This window comes from Bacteroides sp. CAG:189 (genome assembly GCF_000432295.1).
In the GTDB taxonomy this organism is placed as follows: Bacteria; Bacteroidota; Bacteroidia; order Bacteroidales; family Bacteroidaceae; genus Bacteroides; species Bacteroides salyersiae.
The window spans coordinates 20561-40690 of record NZ_HF991019.1; the positions used below are offsets into that span (position 1 = coordinate 20561).

Sequence of the window (20130 nt, forward strand, 5' to 3'; positions counted from 1 at the left end):
TTTTCGATAATTTCTATTTTGGAAGAAACCTTCGAACCACCCATGATAGCAGTAAACGGACGTTGGATATCATTCAATATTTTATCGACAGCTTTTACCTCTTTTTCCATCAGATAACCGAACATCTTATGGTCTTTATCGAAGTATTTGGCGATCAAAGCTGTAGAAGCATGTGCACGGTGAGCTGTACCAAATGCATCGTTTACATAGCAATCAGCGTAAGAAGCCAATTTTTTTGTGAATTCTTTCTGGCTTTCTTTTACGGCTTTCTTAGCGGCGGCTTTTTCCTCATCTGTCGCATCTTCTGCCAAACCTCTCGGTTTGCCTTCTTCTTCAGCATAGAAACGAAGATTTTCAAGCAATAATGCTTCACCCGGTTGCAGAGCAGCAGCTTTAACGGCAGCCTCTTCACCCATACAGTCGTTGGCGAATTGAACTTCTACGCCCAGCAATTCTGATACATGCTTAACGATGTGTTTCAGAGAGAATTTATCGGCAACGCCTTTCGGACGTCCCAAGTGAGAACCGATAATTACACTACCACCGTCTGACAGAATTTTCTTCAGAGTAGGAAGGGCGGCACGGATACGTGTGTCATCTGTAATGTTGAAATTTTCGTCCAAGGGTACGTTGAAGTCAACGCGAACGAATGCCTTTTTACCAGCAAAGTTAAATTTGTCAATTGTCATAATACTCTATTTATTTAAAAGTGTTAGTATTCTTTTTGGGATTGACCGCAAAGTTACTATTTATTTTTTAGAATACAGTAGTCGGTAATTAGAATTTAATAGTCATTTGGCTATAATTCTGACTATTTGCTACTTAATTTTGGCTTCTTGAAAATATTTACACATTAATTGCAAACCACAGTTGTCACATTTTGGAGTACGGGCCTGGCAAATGTAGCGTCCGTGCAGAATAAGCCAGTGGTGTGCTATCGGAATTAATTTTTTCGGAATATATTTCACTAATTCTTTTTCTACGCTGAAAGGTGTGGTATGTGTGTCATCCACTAACCCGATGCGATGGCTTACGCGGAATACATGCGTATCTACTGCCATTGCAGCTTTATTAAATACGACGGATTGAATGACATTGGCCGTTTTACGTCCTACACCGGGCAGTTTGATTAATTCTTCCAGCGTATCGGGCACTTTACTATTGAAATCTTTCACCAGCATTTGTGCCATGCCTACCAGGTGTTTGGCTTTGTTGTTCGGATAAGAGACGCTTCGGATATATTCGAATATGACTTCCGGGCTACTTGCCGCCAATGCTTCCGGGGTAGGAAAATCGTGATACAGTGCCGGAGTGATCATATTGACCCGCTTATCTGTACATTGTGCAGAAAGGATAACGGCTATCAGCAACTCGAACGGATCATTGTAATGTAGTTCTGTTTCGGCCACGGGTACATTTTCCTGAAACCAGTTGATTACTTTTTCATAACGTTCTTTCTTTTTCATCGTAATTTGTTTTTATGATAGTGGGGGGCTACCCTTAATTTAAAATAGAAAATAGAAACTACTGTGAGGCAGGCGCCAAATAAATAGGCCATATCAAAAGAGGTGAGTTGAGCGATATAACCGCCGGCCATCAACCCGATACCGATTCCTACATCCCAGGAAGTTAGATAGGTGGAAGTGGCCGTACCGCGTTGGTTGTTGGGAGCCAGATTGACAAACAGAGTGTTGAATGCCGGAAACATGGTGCCGAACCCTACTCCTAATAATAAAGCGATCATGAAAAAAAGCACTTCAGTTAGTTCCGGACTCATCTTCATCAGTTCGTCACAACCGGCTAAAAGAAAGAAACAGGCAGATACCAGATATAATCCAAGCATAATGACCTGCGTGATTCGGCCTTTATCTACTTGTCTGCCGGAGAACATACGGGATACTGCCATGCCTACGGCCATGAAGGTGAAAAACAATCCTGAACTCAGGCTGATTCCTATCTCTTTGGCATACATGGCCACATAGGTGCTTGTCATGCCATAGGGGATGGATAACAGCAATAAAGCGATGCCGGCAGGTATACCTTTTATCAATACGAAACGGTCGAGTGATAAAGGTTCTCGTTTTACCGGCTGTTTAGGAGGTGTCTTTACCAAACAGGCGGCAATAAATCCCAAGACACCGGAGATGAAAGAACAAAGGAAGATTGTTTCAAAAGAATAGGAATCATGCATGAATAACCCTGTCATCGGTCCGAAGCTCATCGCTGTATTATTCATCAGTCCATAATATCCTACTGCTTCTCCGCGTCGTGAGGATGGGGTAATGTCGATTACAATCGTATTTCCGGCTACTGTTACCATACCGAATGCCAGCCCGTGTGCTATTCTCAACAGGACGAATAATGTCAATACTCCCGCCAGCATATATCCGGCAAATATCGAGATGAAAACAAAGTAGGCTATCAGATAGAGAGGTTTTCGTGCCAATGTATCTAACAGGTAACCGGAGAATGGACGGATACAAAGTGAGGCTACGGTATAGCACGAGAGGATAATTCCCACAGCGGCATTTCCCGTATGGAATATTTCGGTTAGGTAAAAAGGTAAAATCGGTAGTATCAGGTAAAAGGCAAAATACAAAAGGAAATTTGCTGCCAATATGAGACAGTAATCGCGGGTGACAAGCCGATCCTTCATAAGTTGAAAGCCTTATTTGTTAGTTGAAAGTTGAAAGCTTTTCTTTAGTTGAGAGTTGAGAGTTGAGAGTTGAAAGTTGAAAATTACTATGTAGCATGATAGCGCAGCTAACTTTCAACTTTCAACTTTTAACTTTCAACTCCTTTAGTAGGCCGCTTCGAATTCTTTCAAGAAGCGCGTGTCGTTTTCTGAGAACATTCGAAGGTCTTTTACTTGGTATTTTAAGTTCGTAATGCGTTCTACACCCATGCCAAGAGCATAGCCGCTGTATATTTTACTGTCTATACCGTTAGCTTCGAGAACATTCGGATCTACCATACCACATCCTAAAATCTCTACCCAACCTGTATGCTTGCAGAAGGGGCAACCTTTTCCACCGCAGATATTACAGCTGATATCCATTTCGGCACTGGGTTCTGTAAATGGGAAGTAGGACGGGCGGAGACGGATTTTGGTATCTGCACCGAACATTTCTTTTGCAAACAGTAACAGCACTTGCTTCAAATCGGTGAATGATACGTCTTTGTCTACATATAACGCTTCTACTTGGTGGAAGAAACAATGTGCACGATAACTGATCGCCTCGTTACGGTACACGCGCCCCGGACAGATAATGCGGATAGGAGGTTGGGATACTTCCATGGCACGTGTCTGCACGGATGAAGTATGTGTACGCAGTAAAATATCCGGGTGTGATTCAATGAAAAAAGTATCTTGCATGTCACGTGCCGGATGATCTTCTGCAAAGTTTAATGCCGAAAATACGTGCCAGTCGTCTTCTATCTCCGGGCCTTCTGCAATGCTGAAGCCAAGACGGGCGAAAATATCAATAATTTCATTTTTTACAATAGAAAGCGGGTGGCGTGTTCCCATTTCTATGGGGTAAGCCGAACGGGTTAAGTCCAGTTCGCATGCACCATTTTCTTGAGTCTCGAATTGCTCTTTTAGTGCATTGATCTTTTCCTGTGCTTTGGCCTTGAGTTCGTTCAGTCTCATGCCGACCTCTTTTTTCTGTTCGGCTGCAACATTACGAAAATCTGCCATTAAGTCATTAATGGCTCCTTTTTTACTAAGGTACTTGATACGAAGTGCTTCAAGTTCTTCTGCATTGGCAGCTTTCAGTGCTTCAACTTCTTCAAGAAGCTGGTTAATCTTAGCTATCATATTTTTGATTTATTGTTATTTTACAGTATAAAACGTTGCAAAGATAGTGGTTTTTATCTTAATTCAACTCTCAAATCGGGCATTGTTTTTTACGAATATCTTCCAAAAATGTTAATGACTTTCGGGTATCTATTAAACGATGTTATAAATCTTGTAAAGGCATACGGATTATTTGCAAATCTCCCGGAAGTCCGTATCTTTGCAATGTGTTTTTCATAGTATTAGATTTAAGGTTAACAAAAAGATTGGCTGTCTGGGATAGATAGCCTTTTTTTTTGTTAGCCTTTTGTGTTTTTATTCCGAAAACATGTCAGGCTGATTATTTTTACTTAACTACTGGCTTTTTATTACTTGACTGCTGTATATGAATTCTTCAAGTTAATATTGTTTTATCCGCAAATCTTTCTATAGGATTTTTCTGTTACTGTTTCCAATATGTGTAATAATTAAAAAAAGGATTATGAACGGAATCAAAAAAATGTCATCTGGTCGGTTGGCATCCAAAGAGCGGAAAAAGTTGGATATTTCGGAATTCGGGATACCTGAGTTAAGGGAATTTCCCATTCATGATGCCGCTCACGTGAGGGCGGCGGAAGCTTATTTTCGATATGCTCCCGAAGAATATAAAGCCCAGTTGGCACGTAATATTTTGGCAAAGGCGCATTTGCTTGGGGTAAATATAAAAAGTCCTGTAATACTTGAGTGGGCGGAAAAATAAGGTGAAAACATTGTGTGTGTTTGTATAAATTGCGTTGTAACTCTGTTTGAAATGATATATTCAGTATGAGTTATAACGCAATGAATTATAACGCATTTTATTTTTTATGATTTGTTTGTTTATCACCAACTTCTTTGTTGTTTTTATCATCTTTATTATTTTCCGGTGGCGATACCGGATCTATTTCTTTGTTTTCTTTATTTGCCCTTGTGGCAGACTTGATCAGTACGAATAGAGTAATGACTATGATGATTGCTATTATGATTCCCATGATTAATATCTTTGACTATTATGATAATTAGAACGTTATGAGGCTTCTTTTGTTTGTTGGTTTGGGATATTTTCGAGACGAAGATTCCTACGAGTTTGGCAAAGCATCACAAACAATCGATATTGAAACGGAAGTGCAACCATATATGATTGACGATTTGAACGACAAGGTGACTGCTGCCGTCTCCACTGTAGGTAATGGTATTTTAGATTTAATGGGACAGCAATGATGTGCAAATATTATCGGATCCCACTCTATTAAAAGTTGTCTCAAATCATATATATTAGCAATTTGTGAGTTATTTGTTGAGAAAATATCTGTTTAAATAATTTTAATGATGATTATGAATAGGGTTAGTTGACAAAACATGATTTTATTAAAAGGTTTTTATTGTAACATATTATTCGGTTTCTTAATTTTGTCAGTTGGGTAATCATTTAGAATATAATATGAATTAAAAAAAGAAGCTATGCTTTTTTATTGATTCTTGTGAATACTGGATATATGATTGAGTATGGCAGAATTGGCTTGATCAATAGTCGATGCTTCTAATGAAGTTAGATAAATACGTGTCATGGTTTCTGAACTGTGTCCCATACCAGCACTGATGACAGCTAAAGAGATATTCATATTTCTGGCTATTGTTGCCCAACTATGGCGCGATACATAAGAAGTCAACAGGATATCCGGACCTATCAGTTGTGATATCTTTTTTAATAATTTGTTGTAATAGCTACGTTTGTTTTTATATTGGGTATATGCTTTTTCTGCGTCTGTTCTTGTAATGATAGGTAATAGATACCCTAATTTACTTTTAGATGCATAACGGTTGATTATATCTGATATACATTGTTCTATCTTAATTTCCAGCATAATATCTGTCTTATGTCGGATGTAGCGAATAACTCCATTTTTTATGTTGTCATGTTTGAGATATGCCATGTCTACAAAGGCCATTCCTCTCATATAGAAGCTAAGCAAGAATAAATCTCTGGCGAAACAGAGAGAAGAGGAATATGATAAATCTAATGCTATTAATTTGGTGATAACAGAAATGTCTACAGCCCTCTTTTTTGTTTTATCTATACCTGTATATACATTATCAAATGGGAAAGTCTGTTCCGTAAGATTGGCTTTAACGGCCTTGTTGTATATGGAACGCAATTGTCTCATGTAGAAGGAGATCGTATTCCGGGATAAATATCTGTTTCTGAGCCATGATTCATATTTTTGAACTATTTCTTCAGTAAAAGAAGATAGTGGGAAATTCTCGTTCCTTATAAATTTTGTGAAGCTGTTCATGGCAGCTTTATAATTCTGTGCAGTTCCATTTCGTCCTGCATTAGATAATTTTCTGATTTCCTCATCTATGTATGATACGAAAGAAGGACAGTTTGTTGTTTGGGAAATTATCTGATTGTTATATAAGGAGGCTTTAATTTTATTTGTTTCCATATCATTGGTATTTTTATATTGTCTTTTTTGTTTTTTTATATAACAAATGAAATATACTATTTAAGGTGCCTGTTTATATATCAATATGAAAAATTAAGAAAAGTAATATCTAACAATAGAGAATGCTGAAATATATTTTGGCTTTTGTTTAGATAATATTTTGAAATAAGAATACGGTAATAAATTGTTATATCTGAAAATATTTATAGACAAATAATATCAATGTGTAATAATTAAAAAAATATCCTCTTTCTATTGCAGAGAGAGGAATATGGAATGAGTGCAAATATACAAACATTACTTGAAAAATCAACAAAAAAATGATTATAATTTTGTAATGACATAAGGATCAAAGGGTATAAGAAATAATTAGAATAATATTAATTTACTTTATTGACTACCGGATTGATTTTGTTCTTGAACATAAATATTCCAATCTGCACAAAGAAAATGGATAAATATGTATAGAATTATTTTGTGATGTCATGCCTTTGCAAAGCATTTTGGTGGATATATCGTATTATATTGATTTATAAATATATAATAAATTAGTAACATTATTTTTCCCACCTCTTTTTGTCTCCAAATACTTTGTTTTATATATCTGATGAAAAAAGTATATATCCTCTCTCTGCAATAGAAAGAGGAATAAGAGTTGAAGTATGAATGAAATATATACAACCGGAGGTGACTAATCAGAGAGAATGACTTCTTTTGGGTGTCCCCATAGTACGCCTTTTTCCGATCTACTACTGTATACATACCTTTAAATAAGTTGTGGTAACCATTGATGAAATAGCTTGGTATCCTTTACGTATCACTTATTCACAAGAAATGAAAGTAAAGGAATACTTGGATAAAGAGCACATAGAAAGTTTTATTCCTATGCGCTATGTCGAAAAGGAGTGTCAAGGTAAAAAGACTCGGCAATTAGTTCCTGCAATACATAATTTACTTTTTATACATACTTGTAGAAAGAAAATCGAAGAATTTAAACGTTTCTCTTTACTTTCATCTAAGATACGCTATATAATGGATAACAATCATGTTCCTACCATTGTGCCGGATAAGCAGATGATGGACTTTATAGCTGTGGCCGGTACTCTTAATGAACATATTATGTATGTGGATCCATTGGAGATACATTTAAAGAAAGGAGAAAGGGTACGTGTCAACGGAGGAATTTGGGAAGGTGTGGTTGGCAAGTTTGTGAGAATTAAAAGAGGGCTTCGTGTGGTGATTGCTATTGAAGGAGTTGCTGCAGTTGCTACGGCGAGTTTACATCCGTCGTTGGTAGATTCAATAGAGAAGAAGGAAGGCTTTGATGAATAAAATCTATTATTATAACGTGGGAGGTCTTTGTTTTTCGGCAAATGCCGATATGGATCATCCGGCACTTTTTAATTTTTGTCCATTTGCAGTGAAGGAAGAGGAGGTCAAAGAAACGATCTTTTCTCTTGGTTACATAGAGCAATTGCCTCCTATCTCGGAAGAAATGAATGCTGTGTGTCATGTGTGTGATAATGGCACTTGTTGGAATTTCTATTATAGTACGTGTTACACATATGATATCATTCTTTGTATAGAAGGTGAACAGTGTCGTATTTATCGCATGCAGGCCGACTCTGATTGGCACTGCGTCCGTATCGACTGGAAGGTACAGGACGAGATCGACGCGCAGGCACTAAACAATATATTGATGCTTTCTTACGTAGCTGCCGCCGCCCCTCGGAGTAGAGTATTACTGCATTCGGCATGTGTCCGTACGGCAGCGGGAGAGGGAGTGGCATTTATTGGACATTCAGGTGTGGGCAAAAGTACCCATGCGCGTTTGTGGTTACGTTATGTACCCGGATGTACGTTGATGAATGATGACCAGCCGATCGTGAGTTTGGAAGAGGATGGTATACCCTATATCTACGGCTCGCCCTGGAGCGGAAAAACGGTTTGCTATAGGCAGATGAAAGCACCTCTGAAGTTGGTCTGTCTGATGAAACAAGCGTCACAAAATAGGCTGATTTCTTTAACGAATCTCCAAGGGTTTACCATATTGTTGGCAGCCGTATCCATGATAAAGGAGCAGACTGAAGTATATCGTGGCATTGTGCGTACTCTGGCCCGGGTAGTAGAGAGCGTACCTGTAGTATATTTGGAGAACAGACCGGAGCAAGAGGCTGTACAGTTGGTATGGGAAAAATATGATACGGGACATCGGCCATGCTGAGTGTGGTCGGAGTATCTTCTCACTTTGTATGTGCAAAGGCATTGATGTTCGTTTAATGATGTTATAGAATAAATTTAGTTAATATTATAATGTGAATTTTTAAAACAAAACGTAACATGAAAGAAAACAAAAGTATTTATGAGAAGCCTTTACTGAAAGTAGTGGAGGTGGAGTTGAATGAGTGTATTGCGAACTCCTTTAAAGTGAAAGACAGCGGCTCAAATTTGCACGAAGCCTTGAATGGTGAATACGTAGATAAAGAGTTTGTTTCTTCCAGTCAAGTAGATTGGGATCCTAATTGGTAAATCAATTAAATAAAAATAAATTATGAAGAGTTTTAGATATTTATTCTTTTTATTGCTCGGTGGACTGATGAGTGGATGTTCATCGGATAATGAGTTAATTAATGGTTCTGAGTCGAATTTTATTGAATCTGATGTAGAATGGGTGAGTGCTAAGTTAGCTGATGTATATGTAGTGGAGGGTGATAATAGTAGTGATTTGACAACGCGCTCTGCGGATGAAGTTGACCCGAATACTAAAAATCCGAAGAGTGCTTTGCCCGATGGTATTGATATGTATATTGCTTTTTATCAAGACGGTGAATTGCAAAAAGATGCGATTAAGTTGGATACGGAAAATGGCTATAGTTTTAATTATAAAATCACCCCATCGGCTACAGATGGTGATATAGTGACTTTCGAAAGTGTAGTTGACGATAAAAAAGTAAGTTTACCGCTTAGCAGCTTCCCGAAATCTCGGTTTATTTTTACATCTTTTGATCCGAAAGATGGAACTGAATTCTCTTTAAAAAAGTTGGAAGTGGGTGAGAATCTATATGACACAGATAAAAATCAGCTTTTCCCTGATGCGTATGAAGAGTATCATGATAGACTCTTTTCTTCAGATGGTATGATTTTTGAAAAAGAAGGAGACGGATATGTAGTTAAGTCTGTAGGAGCAAATGCTTCAATGGCTTATCCGGTAAAAGAATGGGATGTGGAATTGAACCGTATGACTGCATGCATTACTCTTTCAACTATGATAATTGAAGGTGTAGACGACAATGGTCACCCTAAGAGTATTGGTGATATAGACGAATTTACTTCTTTGGATAAAGCTATTGAAGCTACTGATATGAGTTTGCATGCAGCGGGATATCCGGAAACGATGAGCGTTACGAATATTTTTACTCGTAAGAAAGGACTTGAGAACTTTCCACTTTCCTATGATTTTATAGATGGTGTTCAAGCTGGTTTGGGAGCACCGAGAGGAAATGTTTATCTTTGTAACTTGGATAATCCTGCCTGGATGGACGAACTCGCAAGTTATCAATGGGGAGACAAAAAGCAAACGATGTATGGTATATCCAGTCAATGTGATAATTATCCATTTTTTCCTGTTACGGAGTTTAATGATGTACGAGACATAAATCTATTATTGTTCATGGGCTTTAGAGATAAAACCTCTACGAGTACAAAACAGACGGTGTTGGCTTATAGAGTTCCTATCAATAGTCTGACCCTTCAGTATAATAGAAATCACTATCTGTATTTGGCATTGACTGTCCAGAATATAGTGGACATGTATAAGAAATTTTTAGAGGAAGATGCTAAATATCCGAAAACTCGTGGTGTTGACGAACCGATAATAATAGATATTCCTTCAGAACAATTAATTATGCGTTCTGAACCCTATTTTTCTAATAAATAATCTTAGATTTTGATTTTATAAATGAAATTGTTCCGGCTATATTCAATTTAAGATTAGATTGTCGGGAAATGGGATATATCCCCAACAATAAAGCCGAAGTGAGGTATGTGGATAACAATATCTTGCTTCGGCATATTTCGGATTCTTTAAAGAACGGACACAAAGCGGTATTACGTATCAAGGGTGAAAGTATGTATCCGTTTTTACGTAATACACGTGATTTAGTGGTCTTGAAAACTCCTTGTGCAAATGAATTAAAACCGGGGGCCATATTTCTGTTCCAATGGGAAGGACGGTATATTTTACATCGTTTGATAAAGATAAAAAACGGTGAATATTGGATGAGAGGCGATCATAATCGTACGTATGAGCTGGTAATTGCAGAAGATATTATAGGTATAGTAGAGCAAGTAAGACGTAACGGAGGTGAGAGTATAATCAATTGTCGTTCGTTACGGTGGAGAGTATGTTCTTACTGTTGGATGAAAAGTTTTCCTGTACATAGATGGTTGTTGGGGTTGCTTAATTTGTATGCCGGGTTATATCGCAATAAAAAGGTAAAGTAAATGAAATTAAAGTTGAAAGAGGGTATCCTGATTCAGGAAGTGGCAGGAGAAAAGATATTAATGGCATCGGGGATGGAAGAGGTGGATTATTCGCGGATGATTGTATTGAATCCGTCTGCTGCGTTATTGGCAGAAGCGTTGATTGAGCGTTCTTGTACGCTACAGCAGTTGGTGGAGATATTGACGGATGTATATGATGCGGATGAAGTATCGGTCGCAAAGGATGTGGAGGAGTGGCTTGAGCAGTTGTGGGAACTTCGTGTATTGGAAAAGACAGATTGTTGACGGTCGGTGGATAATATATGTCTGTCAATGATCTTTTAAATATTACAGATAAAGTTGAGGTGGCTTTTAGGGAGTTGCTTCGGTGTGGTTTGTGGGGAGGAATGCCACGGATTGAATGTCTGGGAGATTTGTCGGAAAGTGATTGGAGACATTTGTTGGCGCTGGCACAGGAACAAGCGGTGACCGGACTTTGCTATCCGGCGTTGGTGAAATTGCCTGCAGGTTACCGGCCGTCTATGGATACTTTGTTACAATGGTACGGGCGTACCGGATATATCGAACAGTGTAACCGCCATTTGAGGAAGGTATGGGATGAATTGAACGAACGTTTCGGACAAGCAGGTATAAAAGTGGTATTGTTGAAGGGTATCGGGGTAGCAAATTGGTATGACCAGCCCTTGTTGCGTGCTCCCGGTGATCTGGATCTTTATTTTCCGTTGGATTACGATCGGGCGATAAGGACGGTTCGTCAATGGGGAATGGAGGTGGAATATGGTGATTGGCATCATACCTTTTATTACAAAGGAGTAGAGGTAGAACTACATGCTGCATATAATCATTTAGCTCCGCGAGGGTTGGATATAGATACTTCTGTTGTTGAAAATGAGGTGGGAAAGTATTTGATTCCCGCATCGGCGTTTAATGCACAGTTATTATTGGTTCATCCGGCTTTTCATCTCTTGCAAGAAGGAATCAGCATACGTTATTTATGTGATTGGGCTGTATTTTTACGTGCTAATGCATCTGCTATAGATTTTGATAGTTTGCGTCAGGAGCTTCGGAAAGCCGGAATCGGAAATTTTGGACCGGTTTTTACATCATTGGCAGTGATTTATTTGGACTTGGATGTATCTGAGTTACCCAATCGGTGGAATGCCGGAATATCCGGCAGGAAATTGCAACAGTTATATCGGGATATGATAATGAAGGGTAATTTTGGACGAACTGCGGTTTTGATACATCAACCATTTGCATCTTTATCTCTGGGTGGTAAATTGGAACGGGTCGGGAAAGACGTGTTTCGTGCTATCCGTTTATCTCCATATTGCCGGAAACAAGCGAAGGGATTTGTATGCCATAAGTTGGGGCGTGTATGCAAAGCAGTGATAACAGGCAAAGAGTTTAGATGGGAAAAGAGAAAAAGGCAGAGAGAGGAGCAGTAAAGGACCTGTTGAAGTATTTGTATGTGTTGGTGCGGCAGGACAGTTTGTCTTCTTTTCTTCTTTTGACGATAGGGGTATTAGGGGTTGGTTTCTCGTTATCCTCGATTATATGCTCTAAAAAGGTTATCGATGTTGCTACACATGTAGTAACAGGGAGAATAGAGTGGGGGTTAATTGGGTTGGCACTATTGTATACAGGAAATATCATACTTTCTATATTAGCTTCCAAGATTGGGGTACATTATCAGACGACCTTGTATAACCGTTTGTCATTGCATTATTTTTCTGGGATATTACATGCCGAATGGAAAGCGCAGCAGATGTATCATAGTGGTGATATCATGTCACGGGTAGGGACGGACATTGGTGACATTGTTCAATTGGTGGTACGTACATTTCCGCAATTTCTTGTTACACTGTTAAAATTGGCGAGTGCAATAATTTATCTGTTTATTTTGGATCGTAGGCTGACACTTGTACTAATGGTAATTATACCGATAGTATTGCTGGTAAGTAAATTGTATTTCAAGAAAATGCGTAAGCTGTCTGTGTTGATTAAGGAATCCCAGTCAGTGGTACGGCAATACTTTCAAGAGTCAGTCCAAAATGCAGGAATAGCGAAAGCCTTACATATAGAGGACCGTATGAAGAAAGAGCTGGTGAAAAAGCAGAATGATTTTTTAGCTCATGTCTTATCTCATAATCGTTTTCATGTATTCTCAAATTCGGTACTTTCATTTGGCTTTGCAACAGGCTATCTGACTGCTTTTTCATGGGGAGTTTATCAATTGTACGGGAATGAGATAACCTTTGGCACTATGACTGCTTTTTTACAGCTGGTGGCCATGATGCAAGGGCCGGCACTTGGGCTGGCAGCGAGTATTCCTGCTTTTATTGCTGCATACACAGCATTGGAACGTTTGAATGAATTGGAGAAACTACCGAGGGAACAGGCAGATATGTCTTTGGTCCAACCGTCTTTCCGGATAGAAAAAATAACTTTTTCCGATGTTACTTTCGGGTATGAAACCGGTAGACAAACATTATCTCACGCAAATTTTGTTTTTGAGCGGGGGAAAATGACTGCATTAGTCGGAGCAACCGGATGTGGAAAGACCACGGTAATGCGATTATTACTTGGGCTGGTATCTCCGCAACAGGGGACGGTTACTGTATCGGATAATAAATCCGGCTTTCCGATGGCTCCCGCCTTCCGGCAACGGATAGCGTATGTACCTCAAGGGAATTATCTTTTTTCCGGAAGTATCCGGGAGAACCTTTCTTTGGGAAATCCGGATGCTGATGACGAAGTAATGAAGAAGACTTTGAAAATGGCTGCTGCTGATTTTGTTTTTTCAATGCCGTCGGGGCTCAACAGTGAACTGAAGGAAGGCGGGAAGGGGCTTTCCGGTGGACAAATACAGAGATTGGCCATTGCTCGTGCATTGTTGCACGGTGGCGATGTACTTCTATTGGATGAAGCGACCGCTTCTTTAGATGAAGAAACAGAACAAAATATAATTCACTCATTAAAAGCACACGGAAAAGACAAGATGATTATTGTGGTATCCCATCGTAAGCAGGTGATTGATGTGTGTGATAAGAAATATGTCTTAAATTTTTTGTAAGTATGAAGAGGAATGTTTTTATTTTATTGATTATTTGTTTGTTGTCTTTGGTAAGAGTAGTAGAAGCGCAGGAAGTTATAGAAAGCGATACTATTTATACTACTCAGGAACATGCACAGCCTACTGATGACAAGCGCCGGGTTGTAACTAACCCTTTTTGGGATAACTGGTTTTTGAATGCAGGACCGACTGTTTCCTATTATATAGGAGACTATCATAGCGATGGCTCTACCGGTCGCCGTTTTTCTCCGGGATTCTATGTAAGTCTTGGAAAATGGATTACTCCGGGATTTGGTTTGATGGCACAGTTCAACGGACTTCAGGCACGAGGTTCTTCTCATGAAACGAATCCTTTTACAGTCGGTGGCCCTTATACGAATAGTGATGGAACAATTTGGTATAAGTCAACGATGAAATTTACAGATGTATCTATTCAGGCATTAATCAATTTGAATAATGTCATTTGGGGGTATAAACCGGGACGTCGCCACCGTGTACATCTTGCAGGAGGTTTCGGGTGGTTACATCATTATGATATGGCTTATGATCAGAGTAATCAGTATAGCGGACATATTGAAGTGAATTATGAATATCATTTTAAGCCGGGCTGGGCTTTTCAGACTAAACTCTATGTGATCGGTATGGAAACGAACTTCGATGATGTGTTTTCCGACCGACACGGTCATCCTGATGTATGGGATGCTATGTTTGGAGCCGGTGTCGGCATATCCTATTATTTCAACAAACGTGAGTGGGATCGTTGTAACTCTTGTCCGCAGGATATTATATATATCAATAAAAAGATAAATCAGATACGTGCCGACTGTCCGAAAACGGAGACCGGAATACTGGAATTTTATGTGTTTTATCCTAATAATTATTCTGGTTGTAACGATGCTCCTACAGTAGCGGATGCTCGAGTGAATACTATCGACTATCTGGTTTCCGGTATTTATACTCAGAAACGATTTAGTGATACGGATGTTGTAAACGGTTTATTGGGAAATGAACGTGCTTTATCTGATTTGGAAACAAGCGATATTGCTACGGTAAATGCTACGCAACTTGATAATGATATGTTCCGTGGATATGAAATGTCTTCTACTCCGTTGAGCCGGATTATGACTGCTGAAGAAATGCAGGCGTTTAAAGATAAGGAAGGATATTATTATGCACCGATTTATTCGGAAGTGACAGGTAATCCGGGCGAAATGAATAAATGGGGATACCGTGTAGATCCCTCTACAGCCGGACAACGTCTTGCTAATAAGAAAGAGAATTATGATGATGTGCAAAGCTATCAGTTGAACGCACATCAAGGGCTTAAAATTGTAAAAGAATATACAACGGAAGAAGATGTGCCGGTCACACTTTGTAGTTTAGCGGATTTTTATGCTGCGGTATCTGGAAATACCGGATATATACGGCAGTTTACAGATTCTGCAATGGTAGACAAAGTTAACGGCATTTTGAATGGTGATAATATAGTAATGATAGAAGTAAGCGGCCTTGCTACAAGTCAGGATAATAATAAAAAACAGGAAGTAGGTGTAGAGCGTAATGAACGTCTGGCTACCGACCGTGCAACGAGTGTGATGAATTGGATGAAACAGATGGATTGTTTCAAAGATGCTGATAATAAATTTATCATGCAGAAAGGAACCAACCTGGTGAAAAAGGTGAAAGATAAAAGCGTTAACAGTCTTGATTCTAAGTTGAATCGTTCAGCACGTGTTCGTATCATTTATACATATACACGATAATATATAATAATGACCCTTTTTGATTTCGTTTTATCGTCAGATCTGACGGGAGTGAGTTTCTCACTCCTGTCAGGTATTGTTATTGAATTGCTGTTAATACCTCATATATTATTGATTTCCAAGCGAAAACGACTATATGATATACCTGATTCCAGAAAATCACATTTGGAATGCATACCGCGATTAGCCGGAGTAAGTTTTCTTCCGGCTTTTTTATTGAGCTTTCTTCCGGTTGTGAGCCTATATGGCGGTTCTGTTCGCGAGTTATCCTTTTTAATTTGTGGTGCCTCGTTGATTTTTATTATGGGGATGAAAGACGACTTGATTGGTATGCGTTGGTCGTATAAATTTGTTGTTCAACTGATTGCCGCATTGTGTATGATAGCTTCCGGTACTTTCGTAAATAATCTATACGGTTTGTTTGGTATTTATGAACTTTCTCCTCTCATCGGGTATCCGTTGACTGTGTTTCTCGTTGTTTACATACTGAATACGGTAAATCTGATTGATGGTGTGGATGGTTTAGCCTCCGGTATCGTGTCTGTTGCCGCCTTAGTTTTAGGTATTTGTCTGTATAGGGAACATTCGTGCCATTATGCAGCGTTGGCATTTGCTGTTTTGGGCACACAGATCGCTTTTCTGCGCTATAATCTTTGCTCTACCCGGAAATTGAAAATCTTTATGGGAGATACCGGTTCCAATTTATTAGGTTATGTCATTGCTTTTTTGGCTATTCATTATGCAATGTCCGGATCGGGGAGAGATAATGGCGCTTATGTAATCGTGATAGCATGGTCGGTTATTTTTATTCCCGCATATGATGCCTTATGCGTGATTATTTCTCGTTGGAGAAAAAAGAAACCACTCTTTTCTCCAGATCGAAGTCATATTCATCACCGATTGCTGGACTTAGGCTATGGCCATAAAAAAGTAACAACTATTCTGCTACTTCTCGATGTAGTGATTATTAGTATGAATGTTTTTCTAACCAAATGGGCTAATGTCAATCTGATCTTTTTAATAGACTTATTACTTGGTCTCTCATTCTATATTTTCTTGGATGTTAGAAAAAAAACAGTGTGTTCACATCTTGATACTATAAATAAAATATGAGAAAAAAATATATTATTTTGATTGGAGGGATTTCTCTTTTATTTTTAACCGGTTGCGTAAGCTCTAAAAAAATGACCTATATGTATAAAGGGGAGAAAGTACTAACCGGAAATCAGACTTCTTTTTTGTATGATGCACGGATTATGCCGAAAGACTTACTGACGATTACAGTGAGTTATTCCGAACCGGAACTGGCTGCCCCGTTTAATATGGGAGGAAGTATTGCGAATCCGTTGGGGGGGAGTACTGCGACTTCATTGTCGGCAACATCTTCTTCCGGCTCTTCCGGTAATGTGGGACAAACTTATCTGGTGGACAATGATGGAAATATTGATTTTCCGATTCTTCGTACATTGCATTTGGGAGGAAAAACAAAGGGGGAAGCGGAAGCTACCATTAAAGAAAAGCTGAAAGGATATCTGAATGAAACTCCTATTGTGAATGTACGTATGGTCAATTATAAATTTACAGTAATTGGCGCAGTAAAGGGGGCTAATACTTTTACGGTGGCAAATGAAAAAGTGAATATATTTGAAGCCTTGGCCATGGCCGGAGATATCACCCCATTTGGAAAGAAAAATCAGGTTAAGCTGTTACGGGAAGATGAACAGGGACGTAAAAGGATGGTAGCATTGGATTTGAATGATCCGGATATTGTGAATTCTCCTTATTATAATCTGCAACAAAATGACATTCTTTATGTAGAGTCAGGTAAGGCAGCAATGCGTTCTGCAAAAATGGGGAATATTACGCCTTGGGTTAGTGTTTTGTCTGTTTTGGTTTCTTTAGCTTCGTTAGGAGTGGTTTTGTTTAATAAATAAGAGTGTAAGTAAGATAGTAGGAAACGATGAGATTATTAACTGAAGAAGAACTGGATGGGATGGTAGATAATTCGAATGAATTGAAAAGAATACTTTCGGATTATCTCAGTTATTGGAAGTGGTTTATTTTATCAGTAGTACTTTGTGTGGTAGGGGGACGGATTTATTTACATTATGCGACTCCGGTATACAGGGTGAGTACTACCATTATGATCAACGATGAAAGGCAGAATGGAAATAATGAGGCGATGATGGCATTGACCGATATCGGTTATCTGTCTTCTACGAAGAATATTGGCAGTGAGATGGAACTGCTCCGTTCTCGTACTATTGTAGAGCAGGTGGTAAAAGAGATGAAACTCTATATTACCTATCAAGTAGAAGATAATTTCGCTATGCGTGACTTATATGTGAGTAGTCCTGTATGTGTAGAAATGAAAGGAACGGATCTGGAGAATTTGAGTTATGGTTTTAATTTTAACGTTGTACAGGAATCGGATAAGGTATTACAAATTTCCGGAATAATTGCAGGACAGGACATTACTCAACGTATCACTCGGTTACCAACTATCATTGAAACACCGTTGGGAGAACTGACTGTTTCTCTTCGTCCTAATGTGCATCCGTTATATGGGCAGAATATTATGGTGACTGTTGTACCTCCTTTGCGAACCGCAATAAATTACAGTACTGGATTGGGTTTGGCTGTTTCAGAACTGTCCAATTCTATTATAACTGTCTCCAAGAATAGTACACTTCCTCAACGTGATAAAGTTTTTCTGGATAAATTGATTGATGCTTATAACAGGGATGCCAATGAGGATAAAAAGAGTGTGGCTACAAGAACCGCTGAATTTATTAATGATCGTATTGCTATTATCAATGAAGAGTTGGGGAGTACGGAGGAAAAACTGGAAAATTTTAAGCGCCAATCCGGTTTGATGAATATGAGTGATGCGCAGGTTTATGTACAAGGATCGTCCGAATATGAGAAGAAGCGATCAGAAGTTGGAACTCAGCTCAGTTTAATGGAGTATTTGAAAGACTACGTAAATAGTCCGGCTCATCAGGATGATGTAATTCCTGCCAATATAGGAGTGACAGATGTGACATTGTCTGCTCTTATAAATAAATACAATGAGTCGGTATTACAACGTAATCGATTGCTTCGCTCTTCTCCTGCAACCAATCCGGTAATTGTCAGACTGAATAATAATCTGACAGCAATGCGTGAAAACATAACGAGTACCATTAATTCTGTATATAATGGTTTGATGATTTCGAAACAGGATATCGACCGTCAAATGAGGAAGTATACCAGTCGTGTCAATAGTGCTCCGACTCAGGAACGGACTTTTACGAATATATCGCGGCAACAGGAGTTAAAATCCAGTTTGTATTTGTTGTTACTCAAAAAGCGTGAGGAAAATTCAATTGCTTTAGCTGCTACGGCAGATAAGGCTAAAGTGATTGATTCAGCGGTAGTCAGCGGTCCTATATCTCCGAATTATTCATTAATACGTTCTCTTTCTGTAGCCGTTGGTTTATTATTGCCAATAGTTGTTATTACTTTGATAAACTTTTTCCGTTATCGTATAGAGGGGCATGCTGATGTGGAGAAGTTAGCTCGTGTTCCTATTTTGGGTGATATACCATTGGAACGCAGTTTGAAAAAGAGTAAGACTTCTTTGATCGTTCAAGAGGGAGAAAACGCCAATGCTTTGATGACGGAGGTTTTTTGTGGATTGCGTACGAACTTACAATTTTTATTGGGAAAGGCCAATCATAATGTTATACTGGTTACTTCTACCATAAGTGGCGAAGGAAAAACTTTTGTAGCTACCAATTTGGCAGTCAGTCTTGCATTGTTGGATAAACGAGTAGTGGTGGTTGGCCTTGATATTCGACGCCCTAAATTATTAGAATGTTTTGGATTCTCTCATGAAGAAATTAAGGGGAAGAAGGGGATTACCAATTATTTATCGGATAATAGTATCGATTTACATTCGTTGTTGATTTCCGCGAAGAATAATTCTAATTTGTATATTTTGCCGGCAGGTACGATTCCTCCCAATCCAGCAGAATTAATAGCCAGACCTGCATTAGACACTGCTATCAAGCTACTTGCAGAGGAGTTTGATTATGTGATTTTGGATAGTGCTCCCGTTGGTTTGGTTAGTGATGCACTGATAGCCAGTCGTTTGGCAGATATTACTCTGTATATTTGTAGGGCAGATTACTCTCATAAAAGCGATTTTGATTTAATAAATGATTTGAAGAAAAAACAGAAGTTGCCCGAAATGGCAATTATTGTGAATGGTATCAATATGAAGAAAAAGAAATATGGATACTATTATGGATATGGGCAACGTGATTATAGGGGATATTATTCCAAGGGTAGATAACGGGATAAATGGTATAATATTTTTATTATATTAATACTAATGAACTTGCTTTTGGGTATTGGAGATAACTTTACTGTCACATACTTTTCAAGAGTAATCAAATATTTGTTTATCATTGGAGAAAAAAGATGATAGATAACAAACCTCCCCATACAAGAGGAGATTCACCAGTGGAGTGACCGCCG

Annotated in this window: 20 protein-coding genes; 14 read left to right on the forward strand and 6 right to left on the reverse strand. The window is 38.7% G+C overall.

Going from position 1 to position 20130, the window contains the following annotated elements:
• The 4 genes from QVP90_RS04180 to QVP90_RS04195 form a co-directional block, all read right to left on the reverse strand.
• Positions 1–692 (reverse strand): phosphoglycerate kinase (locus tag QVP90_RS04180; RefSeq protein WP_288203950.1); only part of this gene is annotated, 692 nt, incomplete at its 3' end.
• Between the two features lie 126 nt (positions 693–818).
• Positions 819–1466 carry an endonuclease III gene (gene nth / locus QVP90_RS04185; protein WP_021935729.1) on the reverse strand — a complete coding sequence of 216 codons (648 nt, stop codon included), beginning with the start codon at positions 1464–1466 and terminating at the stop codon, positions 819–821.
• The gene (locus QVP90_RS04190) at positions 1463–2656 is read right to left on the reverse strand and encodes an MFS transporter (RefSeq protein WP_007481544.1); all 1194 of its coding nucleotides are present in this window, start codon (positions 2654–2656) and stop codon (positions 1463–1465) included. Before QVP90_RS04190 ends, nth begins: the two co-directional genes overlap by 4 nt.
• 144 nt (positions 2657–2800) lie before the next feature.
• Positions 2801–3820 carry a phenylalanine--tRNA ligase subunit alpha gene (locus tag QVP90_RS04195; protein ID WP_005929833.1) on the reverse strand — a complete coding sequence of 340 codons (1020 nt, stop codon included), beginning with the start codon at positions 3818–3820 and terminating at the stop codon, positions 2801–2803.
• Between the two features lie 460 nt (positions 3821–4280).
• Here QVP90_RS04195 and QVP90_RS04200 point away from each other — a divergent pair, with 460 nt between their 5' ends.
• A complete protein-coding gene (locus tag QVP90_RS04200) occupies positions 4281–4538 on the forward strand; it encodes a hypothetical protein (RefSeq protein ID WP_021935730.1) in 258 nt (85 codons plus the stop codon).
• Positions 4539–4635: 97 nt separating this feature from the next.
• On the opposite strand, the gene QVP90_RS04205 is transcribed toward QVP90_RS04200, so the two are convergent.
• Positions 4636–4809, reverse strand: coding sequence for a hypothetical protein (locus QVP90_RS04205; RefSeq protein ID WP_005929837.1), 174 nt, complete (start codon positions 4807–4809; stop codon positions 4636–4638).
• A 37-nt stretch (positions 4810–4846) separates the two neighbouring features.
• On the opposite strand from QVP90_RS04205, the gene QVP90_RS04210 reads away from it, so the two are divergent.
• A complete protein-coding gene (locus QVP90_RS04210) occupies positions 4847–5038 on the forward strand; it encodes a hypothetical protein (RefSeq protein ID WP_021935731.1) in 192 nt (63 codons plus the stop codon).
• A 248-nt stretch (positions 5039–5286) separates the two neighbouring features.
• On the opposite strand, the gene QVP90_RS04215 is transcribed toward QVP90_RS04210, so the two are convergent.
• Entirely contained in the window at positions 5287–6264 is a 978-nt protein-coding gene (locus tag QVP90_RS04215; protein WP_005929843.1) for a tyrosine-type recombinase/integrase, read from the reverse strand.
• 777 nt (positions 6265–7041) lie between these two features.
• Here QVP90_RS04215 and QVP90_RS04220 point away from each other — a divergent pair.
• From QVP90_RS04220 to QVP90_RS04275, 12 genes are all read left to right on the forward strand, one after another.
• Complete coding sequence (locus tag QVP90_RS04220; RefSeq protein WP_007481549.1) at positions 7042–7596, forward strand: UpxY family transcription antiterminator; 555 nt, start codon at positions 7042–7044, stop codon at positions 7594–7596.
• Complete coding sequence (locus QVP90_RS04225; RefSeq protein WP_021935732.1) at positions 7589–8488, forward strand: hypothetical protein; 900 nt, start codon at positions 7589–7591, stop codon at positions 8486–8488. Before QVP90_RS04220 ends, QVP90_RS04225 begins: the two co-directional genes overlap by 8 nt.
• A gap of 116 nt (positions 8489–8604) precedes the next feature.
• On the forward strand, positions 8605–8793 hold the full coding sequence (locus QVP90_RS04230; protein ID WP_005929852.1) for a hypothetical protein: 189 nt from the start codon (positions 8605–8607) through the stop codon (positions 8791–8793).
• Positions 8794–8815: 22 nt separating this feature from the next.
• Entirely contained in the window at positions 8816–10201 is a 1386-nt protein-coding gene (locus QVP90_RS04235) for a hypothetical protein (RefSeq protein WP_021935733.1), read from the forward strand.
• 68 nt (positions 10202–10269) lie between these two features.
• On the forward strand, positions 10270–10767 hold the full coding sequence (locus QVP90_RS04240; protein WP_005929857.1) for a S24/S26 family peptidase: 498 nt from the start codon (positions 10270–10272) through the stop codon (positions 10765–10767).
• Entirely contained in the window at positions 10768–11052 is a 285-nt protein-coding gene (locus QVP90_RS04245) for a PqqD family protein (RefSeq protein ID WP_005929860.1), read from the forward strand.
• A gap of 17 nt (positions 11053–11069) precedes the next feature.
• Positions 11070–12215 (forward strand): nucleotidyltransferase domain-containing protein, encoded by a 1146-nt coding sequence (locus QVP90_RS04250; protein ID WP_021935734.1) that lies wholly within the window; start codon positions 11070–11072, stop codon positions 12213–12215.
• Positions 12179–13843: an ABC transporter ATP-binding protein gene (locus QVP90_RS04255; protein ID WP_021935735.1), complete on the forward strand. Its 1665-nt coding sequence runs from the start codon at positions 12179–12181 to the stop codon at positions 13841–13843. Before QVP90_RS04250 ends, QVP90_RS04255 begins: the two co-directional genes overlap by 37 nt.
• A gap of 2 nt (positions 13844–13845) precedes the next feature.
• Positions 13846–15606 (forward strand): hypothetical protein, encoded by a 1761-nt coding sequence (locus QVP90_RS04260; protein WP_021935736.1) that lies wholly within the window; start codon positions 13846–13848, stop codon positions 15604–15606.
• 9 nt (positions 15607–15615) lie between these two features.
• Entirely contained in the window at positions 15616–16719 is a 1104-nt protein-coding gene (locus QVP90_RS04265; protein WP_021935737.1) for an MraY family glycosyltransferase, read from the forward strand.
• Positions 16716–17540 (forward strand): polysaccharide biosynthesis/export family protein, encoded by an 825-nt coding sequence (locus QVP90_RS04270; protein ID WP_005929874.1) that lies wholly within the window; start codon positions 16716–16718, stop codon positions 17538–17540. Before QVP90_RS04265 ends, QVP90_RS04270 begins: the two co-directional genes overlap by 4 nt.
• Positions 17541–17566: 26 nt before the next feature.
• A complete protein-coding gene (locus tag QVP90_RS04275; RefSeq protein ID WP_021935738.1) occupies positions 17567–19945 on the forward strand; it encodes a GumC family protein in 2379 nt (792 codons plus the stop codon).
• Positions 19946–20130: the final 185 nt, after the last annotated feature.